The sequence below is a fragment of the Microcoleus sp. C2D2 genome (genome assembly GCF_036702495.1).
GTDB lineage: Bacteria > Cyanobacteriota > Cyanobacteriia > Cyanobacteriales > Microcoleaceae > Microcoleus.
On sequence record NZ_JAUBTO010000235.1, the window covers coordinates 1 to 8140 of the forward strand.

An 8140-nucleotide genomic window follows, 5' to 3' on the forward strand; every position below is an offset into this window, starting at 1 on the left:
CAGTTTCAATTCTGTTTTGAAGCCGGCACAGCATTGTTACCTCTCGATCGCTTTGAGTCACACTATATACTGATTCAATCCCTACTCATTTCATAAGAAATGAGTAGATGTGAATAGGATTGTGGTTACAGCTTCTCACCCCAGAAGCACCGAAAAAAGCAGCCCCTAGGTGGAAAACAAATATTTTTTGGGTGCTGTTTTTATTAGTTGCCAACTTGGCCCTCGGCGACCCCGCCGGAATCAGAAAATACAGCTCCCCACAAAGGTCTCATTCTCATCAGATGTTAAACCAATCTGGGGAGCGGTCGCTGTTGCCTAAGAAAAACACCAGCAACTCGCCACTTTAGGCTCTGGGAGCCTGCCAGCCGCGCAAATAGTAATAGACAGACCCGAAATATTCATCGAATACTCGCGTCGTAGTTAGCAAAGCTTCTGCATTAGGCAAAAAATCTCCCGCGTCTAAGCGGAGTCTGGATGTCCCTCCTGCGGTGGGTTGAAAAGTGTAGAAGTCGGTAGCTCTGGGAATCACCTGCATTCCCATATGCGCAAAAGTTAGGCTCGCACGGCGCATCTGCATCGCAGATGTTACCAGGATTACTTTGCGGCCGGCGCCGCGGCTGTCGAGTATCTTTCTCACCTCTTCAGCGCTGGTGCGTATGTTGCTGCCGTTATTGTCGAGAACGATACTGCTGCGCGGCACGCCCATGTTGTTTGCCAGCAAAGTCTCGATATCCTTAGCTTCGCCAACATAACCCTCCAACTCGGGTCTCGGGCCAGCGGTAACGATGACCAGAGGTGCCACTTTTTTGTTGTACAAAACGGCAGCATAGGGCAGGCGATTGCCTGTATCTGTCAGTTGAATGCCTACTCGGTTGGGGATGTGAGGCTGAGTGGTTCCCTTGCCCAGTAGGACGATTGCCGCTGCGGTTTCGTCGCAGCAAACAGTCCGTGCGGCGGCGTCCCTTTCTGCTTGCTCCGCGAACCAGAAAGCGACAACTGGCATACTCGAAAGGATCAAAACTAGCAGCGCTGCCAGGATCATTCTCGGCGCCGGGTTGCGGATGCCCCCGTTCGTGATCAGCGCCGATGCAATCACCAGCAGCGTGATGGAAAAACCCAGCGGCTTAAAGAAGAAGGCTATGAGCCCGAAAATCGCTGCTCCGACCGGCGTGTCTGGCGCAAAAAAAGCTAGGATCAAAAGGCTGATCAGCAGCAAAACGCGCAGCCGGTCTAATAAGGGATTGTCTTTGCCTCCTGATTGATCCCACCACGATTTGATCAGTGAGAACAGGAGGAATAGGAATAGAATGCGAGCTAACAGTTCTGGCATCTTGCAATATTCTGTGTCTTCATAAATTAGTACGGAAGTGTGGAAACGAGCGCGAATTTAGCTGCGGGAGGAAATACGGGCATCGGTGGGTTTTTAACTTTCGCGAATAACGCCATCCGATCGCATTTATCCTGATGCTCGATTCCGGTCAGCTATCAACTATTGGTTGCAGGGTGCAAGCCCGCTACTTCCAGTCACAGATTGCTGACAGTTAATTGGTAATTGATAACTGGTAATAGTTGATTGGTAATTGGTAATGGATCGAGCAGGCGGCAGGTGGAATTGACAATTCAAGCCTGCTTTCTTCTGCCTACTTTTTTTCCCATTACCTATTACCGATTCACCCATCCCAATTTATCGGCGCTTCAGTTGATTCCGAATTGCCTGCGTTACCGTTTGAATTACTTTAACACGAGCATAATACTTGTTATCAGCCGCAATTAGCGTCCAGGGAGCAGCCGGCGTGCTGGTGCGCTGAATCATTTGATTCACCGCCACTTCATAATAATTCCACTTTTGGCGATTGCGCCAATCTTCCTCGGTGAGTTTGTATTGTTTAAATGGATTGTTTTGCCGCTCTGTAAACCGCTTTAGTTGCTCGTCCGGACTGATGTGCAGCCAGAATTTAACTAAAACACAACCGAAACTGGTGAGTTGCTCCTCAAATTCGTTGATTTCCTGATAAGCTCGGCGCCATTCGGGTTCGGCGGCAAATCCTTCGACTCGCTCGACGAGCACTCTACCATACCAACTGCGATCGCAAATGCTGATTTTACCCGCAGTTGGCAGCCGCTGCCAGAACCGCCACAGGTAGTGGTGCGCTTTTTCTTCGTCTGTCGGGGCCGCAAAGGCATTAACAGTGTAACTGCGGGGGTCTAATACGTCCGTCAAGCGTTTGATTGCTCCTCCTTTACCTGCGGCGTCCCAACCTTCAAACAGCACTAACACGGGGATTTCATCTTCGTAGATGCTTTGTTGCAGTTTGCCAAAACGGGTTTGTTCCTCGCGAAGTTGCTGTTTGTATTCGTCGGGCGACAGCGATTGAGTTAAATCTACTTGGGCCAGCAAATCGGGCTCGGTGGGTTGCAAGCTTTCTTGAGGTGGCAATTTCACGGGTGCAGATTGCATCGGCAGTCTCTCTAAGGCTTCTGTAATTGTCGCTGCCATTTGCGTTAAAACTTTGACTCTCGCCCAGCGTTGACAATTGCCTTCTACTAGCGTCCAAGGTGCGGAGCCCGTGCCGGTTTGGGCTACCATTTCTTCTGCCAAAGTTGTGTATTCTTCGTATTTTTTGGCTTGTTTCCAGTCTTCGGGCCGCACTCGCCAAGCTTGTAAGGTGTCGTCTTCTAGTTTGTTTAGCCGACGCTTGAGTTCTTTTTTGCTCAGGTGGATCCAAAATTTGGCAATTGCCGCGCCGTCATCTACCATCTGCCGCTCGAAGGCGTTGATTTGCCGGATAACTGTCGGTACTTCTGCGTCGCAGAGTCGATCGAACAACCGGTCTTCTAAAAGATGAGTGTACCAAGAATGGTAGAAAATGCCAATTTTGCCGCGGGCGGGGAGTTTCTGCCAATACCGCCACAGGAAAGGATAGCCCATTTCTGCCTCTGACGACGGCCAAATCGGGTGGACCCCAAACCCCCGCGGGTCCATGTACCCCACCATTTTTTTGACCAGCGCGCCTTTGCCGGCTGCAGCCCAACCTTCGAGGACGATAATTGCGGGTAATTTTTTTTCCCAGCAGGCCAGTTGGAGCGATCGCAACTGTTTCATTAAAACTTCTATCTTGGCCTCGTAGGTTTCTTTATCCAGGGAAATATCTAAATCGAGGTTGTCGAGCATATTTACCTCATATAAATCTGTAAAAAACAGTTTAACGTTAGTTTAACGTTTGGATAAAATTAAATCCTAAATTCCGGGAAAAACGTTATAAAAATTACAGTTACGGCAAGTTTAAAGGGATCTCGCTCCTGCCCTCAAATGCCAGCCTCGTTAATACTAGCAAGATCCCCTCAATTTCAAACTTGCCAAAAAAAACAGCTCAGGTTATAGTTGAAATAGGGAACTTTTAAATAAGTTCAACTTCTCCCCTCCCCCGATCGGGCGAGTTAACAGGAGGAGCCAAAAATCCCTGAAAAAGGATTTATTGTAAAACAGAGCAAAAGTAAAAATCAACTACCCGGTGGGGGTGACAACTTCTTTACTTAGCTGTAGAAACTTTATTCAAACAATAGTTACTCAAGCACCAAGCTTGGTAACGAAAGAGAGCGCGAGTCATCGACATCCAGCCATAAACTAACCTACAAAACTAGCCCCAAAGGGCAAACCAATTTTTATGATTGCGCTATCAGATAAAACCTGAAAGCCTGGGTGATATAAACAGGTTTCTGAGTTTTATCGACACCACAATAAATCTGCATTACATCCGCGTTTATCCGCGTTCATCTGCGGTTAACAATCACAAAGTCGGATTTTTGCTAGAAATTCACTGTACTTGTTTGCCAATACCAATTAAGAGGAACAGTCCGCAGTTACGGATTGCAAGTTTTTTATGAATATCTTGACAGCACGCTCCTACAAGGGCGAAACTGACTGGTGCGCGATCGCAAATTTAATCGATGCTTGCGAAACAGTCGATCGCCTCGGCGAAGAAGTCTCAGCAACTGAACTGAAGCTGATACTTGATGCACCAAAACTCGACAAAGCCCGCGACGTGCAATTGTGGGAAGATGGTAACTACAAACTGATCGGTTTGGCACTCCTAGATATGCCAGATTCCCAGGATGAAATAGACGCTTGTCTCTGGTTTTACGTGCATCCAAACCTGCGCAGCCAAGGTTTAGAAAAAGACATAATTAAGTGGGCAGAAAATCGGCTGCGCGAACTAGAAAAAGAACGGAATTTGCCTGCAAAATTGCGTACCTACAGCCGCGAGGACAAAACCGATGAAATCCTGCTTTTAGAAAAACAGGGCTTTGAGGTCGATCGCTATTTTCTCACAATGGCCCGATCCCTCGCCGAACCGATTCCCACACCCGAATTTCCCGCAAATTTTACCCTAACACACGTATCCGGAGAACAAGACATCCAACCCTGGGTAGAAATGTTCAACCAGTCATTTATCGATCACTGGAATCACCACGATTTAACAGCGGAAACCGTGCGCTACTGGATGCAAGATCCGAATTATCAGCCGGAATTAGACTTAATTGCCATTTCGGGCGATTCCCTGCGGGATAGCTTCGCTTCACGCAAATTTGCAGCTTTCTGCGACTGTCAAATCAAACCCCAAAAAAACGCCCGCAGCGGCACAAAAGACGGTTGGATTGAATTGTTGGGTACGCGGCGCGACTTTCGGAAAATGGGTTTAGGAAAAGCGATGCTGCTGGCCGGTTTGCACTCCTTAAAAGCGGCGGGTGCAAACACTGCTAAACTCAGCGTCGATGCTGACAGTTTGACAGGCGCGACAAAGCTTTACAAATCAGTCGGTTTCCGCCCGATGGAAACATGGCTGTCGTGGGCTAAGACAGTGTAAATCCGTTAGGGTGGTCAGAAACCGGGTTTTTGCGAAAATACTGCGTTACAGCCCGCAGATTCGCTAAAAAACCCGGTTAAGGTGTTGTGCATCTAATTTGACAGTCAATTTTTATACAATTATTGTGGGACGGGCAGGAGAGCCCGTCTCTGTATTCAATTTAGATGCGTAGCAGCTTATGAAGGTTTTGATGCGTCCAGGACTATTTTACTTAAGAGCGATGTTGATTTTCCCAACCAGGTAAACTTGTCTGCACAGGTGATGATTTACCCTTAAGGTGACGTTTTGCCAAGCCAAGCAAACCACCCCAAGCCTCCACCGCATAAGCAACTAACTGCAATGGCAATAAAGAAGGGATACGGCGGTAGCAGAGGATGTTGGGGAGAGGGGAATGCCCAAGGTTTTTCGCTCAAGGGGTAGCCCGCTGCAAAGATTCCGGCAAAGCCAACTCCGACACCGATACCGGTACCGACTGCTTGAATCGTATTTTCTAATTCGCGATCGCGATTTTTCTCTAAGTCTTGCCATTTGCGATCGCTCTGGGCTTGGTCAATTTCCACTAAGCCGCGGATACTAGCAATATAGCAATCCTAATTGATTTGTGAACACCCATGCGATCAAATATAAAAAGCATAATAAACAGAGAATTGCCAAAATGGATAGCCAGGTACTCGATCGCAAAAAGCAAGAGTTAGAGTTAGATAATTTTATTTAATCAACTTCAGAACCTCGAGAAATTAAACGAGCATTGGTAGTTAAATAGAGTTGGTCAGGGAGATATTATCGTCAAATAATTAAACTGTTAAACGTTTCGTTGGGATTTATTAGTAAATGGAATAATAAGTTTTTAATTTGGGGCCTGAAAGGGCTGAAAATGGGGTACAAATGGAAGCATGGCTATTTAAGTAAATCAGAAAAAGCCGAAATAATTCTCTAGTAAAGTCAGAAACAAATGTGGAATTGGGCAGAATTAGCTATCTATATAGAATCCAAATAGGGAATAATTTATCAATCACAACAGAGTTAATATTATTTATTTGAATCAGCTCAAATTAGTGGGAAAAAGTCCCCAAAGAAGAATCCTAAAGGCTCCCCCAAATTGGTATAATCTCAAAAAAAATAAATTAACGAGTATTTAGAAACATGGCAGTCAGATATAAAACAAGGTAAGTTCTGTGTGTTCATGTTAGATGAATATCATTTGTTGTGGGGAGATTTATGTGGGTATGTTTGGGGAAAAAGCGCTCGGAGAGTAGAAGTAGAAATGAAAATCAAAAATAGAGGCAAACCTCTTATGGAGCCTGAGACTATGGAAATAAATAATTTTTAGTACAACCCTATGAAAAAGGAGATTAAGCAAATACAATTAGCTTTTTAAAATCTTTGATAAAACAACGCCCAAACTCAAGGCTGACAACAGTTTGGAGGGAGCGATATCATAAATCACAACAATTAATAGAATAATTTGAATTAGTAAATAAAGGAAAATATCCCGAAAAATGGCAAATAAATTGTATCTCCTAAGCCCCGAATGCCCCCGAACAAAATCCAGTAGAATATATTTGGTTACAAGGAAAGAATTTCTCAAAAAAATTTGCCTATCGCTGTAAATCTTTTGTCATAGTAAAGAGGTTATTTATGTTTTTTCTGAATCGTCAAATATTTGGATTTCCCAAACTTTATATGTATGGTTAGTGTTCACAACTCAATTAGGCTCGCTATTATATGTTGGGTCGAGCGAGAAATAGATAGCGCTCGCTCGGATGGTTTCCCAACTAACCCGGCTTCATCCCCAGTACCAATTAAGATTACCTACGGCTACTCTCAAGGGCCAAGTCCTGACTTAAAACAATTCTTTTTAGACTTAATTTGTAGTAGCGATGGAGATGTGCCACTATTCTTACGAGTCGGCTCTGGTAATGAATCAGATTGTGCTGTATTCGCTTCAATTTGTCAAGAGTTTAAAAAACAGTTAAATCTCGACAGTTTAATGGTTGCTTCGGGCGTATTATATACAGCCCCAAATTTATCCATGTTAACCAATTTAAGATAGTTGACTCGCGTACCACTCAACCTCAAACAAGCGCAATAACTGGTATATCAGTTAAATGAAGCATAATTTACCTCCAGTTCTGTGAAAGGATATAGTTGGTCAGAACACAAAAGTAACTATGGTGGAATTGAACAAAGATGGTTAGTGGTAGAGAGCAGCTTGCGTCGTGATTCTGACCGACGCCAACTCGAAAACAAACTCAAAAAAGCTGAGATTGAATCTCAGAATAAATTGCGAGAAATATCAAAGATTGAATTTGCTTGTGCAGCAGATGCTTTCGCAGCAGCACATCGCTTATCCAAACAACTCAAATATCACAACTTAACCCAAATTAGCAGCCGACAAGTGACCGTAAACCGGATGCTAAGTTGTTGGTAAGGAGTCCCGAGCGCTCGGACTCTAACTTCAGGTTTAAAGTTCCAGCCCAACTGGAACTAGATGCTAGTGCGATCGGCAAAGAAATCACAGCTAGTGGCAAATTCATCCTAGCTACTAATGTGCTGGAAACAAAGCAATTAAATCCTGATGACATGATTGTGAAATATAAGGAACAACAGTCAACGGAGAGAGGGTTTGGGTTCTTGAAAGACCCACTATTTTTTACGGATAGCGTATTTCTCAAGTCGCCGGAAAGAATCGAAGCTTTAGCTTTGGTAATGAGTTTATGTTTGTTGGTCTATACTTTGGGTCAAAGGTTACTGCGTCACAACTTGCAGCGCACTAATTCAACAATAAAAAATCAGTTAGGCAAGCCAACTAATCGACCGACTCTACGTTGGATTTTTCAAATATTTCAAACGATTCATCTTGTAAGCATTCAAGGAACTCAACAAATTTATAATTTTAATGACGAGCGAATAGCTATATTAAATTTACTACCAATATCCTGTAGGTCTTATTATTTATTACTGTGAATCAAAGCACTTATTTAATGAGTAAAGCCAACTCTAACTCCATCACTCTTTGATTCAGCAATGATGTATAACGATCGCGTTGCTGATGATAGATGCTGGAAATTAATAGTTAGTTATGACGGTAGTTTTGAATTGTTATAGATTAAGAATATATGACTCATGCCCGTGAGGTAAATTTTGAGAGTTCTCCAACTGCTTGATGTGCTCCTGACACAGCATTCATGGTATTTTTAGGATCGCTAATTAAATAACTTACACTTTTAATTGTTATTGTGGGATGGGCGTCCCGCCCGTCCTTTTTGGACGGG

At 44.3% G+C, this 8140-nt stretch carries 4 protein-coding genes and 1 pseudogene; 2 read left to right on the top strand and 3 right to left on the bottom strand.

The genetic code is table 11. From position 1 onward, the window contains the following. Nucleotides 1–343 precede the first annotated feature (343 nt). A complete protein-coding gene (locus tag QUB61_RS36290) occupies nt 344–1198 on the bottom strand; it encodes a YdcF family protein (RefSeq protein ID WP_333124631.1) in 855 nt (284 codons plus the stop codon). Nucleotides 1199–1684: 486 nt separating this feature from the next. Next, nucleotides 1685–3172 (bottom strand): polyphosphate:AMP phosphotransferase, encoded by a 1488-nt coding sequence (gene pap / locus QUB61_RS36295; RefSeq protein WP_333124628.1) that lies wholly within the window; start codon nt 3170–3172, stop codon nt 1685–1687. A 709-nt stretch (nt 3173–3881) separates the two neighbouring features. On the opposite strand from pap, the gene QUB61_RS36300 reads away from it, so the two are divergent. After that, nucleotides 3882–4865: a GNAT family N-acetyltransferase gene (locus QUB61_RS36300; RefSeq protein WP_333124625.1), complete on the top strand. Its 984-nt coding sequence runs from the start codon at nt 3882–3884 to the stop codon at nt 4863–4865. 272 nt (nt 4866–5137) lie between these two features. Here the strand turns inward: QUB61_RS36300 and QUB61_RS36305 are convergent, their stop codons facing one another. Beyond that, nucleotides 5138–5425, bottom strand: coding sequence for a hypothetical protein (locus tag QUB61_RS36305; protein ID WP_333124623.1), 288 nt, complete (start codon nt 5423–5425; stop codon nt 5138–5140). Nucleotides 5426–6600: 1175 nt separating this feature from the next. On the opposite strand from QUB61_RS36305, the pseudogene QUB61_RS40290 reads away from it, so the two are divergent. Then, nucleotides 6601–7832 (top strand): annotated as a pseudogene (locus QUB61_RS40290) (IS1634 family transposase); the annotation flags it as partial. Between the last annotated feature and the right edge of the window lie 308 nt (nt 7833–8140).

Coding starts and splice junctions, on each gene's coding strand:
- QUB61_RS36300 (WP_333124625.1), top strand. CDS start 3,882: ATGAATATCTTGACAGCACGCTCCTACAAGGGCGAAACTGACTGGTGC.
- pap (WP_333124628.1), bottom strand. CDS start 3,172: ATGCTCGACAACCTCGATTTAGATATTTCCCTGGATAAAGAAACCTAC.